A 278-nucleotide genomic window follows, 5' to 3' on the forward strand; every position below is an offset into this window, starting at 1 on the left:
CGAAGCCTGCATAAACGAGTTTCATCATAAAATAGATGAATACCTTAAAAACGGATGGAGTGAAAATGAGTCTGATCCAAACAACTACGGGGCATCCTTTGAGCGGACTCTGCTTACCAGAATTGCCCAATACCGCAGAAACTATTTCCTGTGGGTTGAGGATTTCAGTCTGCCGACCACCAATAATCTCAGTGAACGCGGGCTTCGAGGTGTAAAATCCCACATGAAAATATCGGGACAGTTTGAATCAGAGACAGCGGCCGATAACCATGCGCTCA

1 protein-coding gene is annotated in these 278 nt (G+C 45.7%); it reads left to right on the forward strand.

Annotation, left to right across the window (positions count from 1 at the left end; genetic code table 11):
• Positions 1–278, forward strand: a 278-nt coding sequence (locus tag VSQ62_RS32350) for an IS66 family transposase (protein ID WP_334638796.1), incomplete at both ends; no start/stop codon positions are given.

Source organism: Sporofaciens sp. JLR.KK001 (genome assembly GCF_036941055.1).
GTDB lineage: Bacteria > Bacillota > Clostridia > Lachnospirales > Lachnospiraceae > Sporofaciens.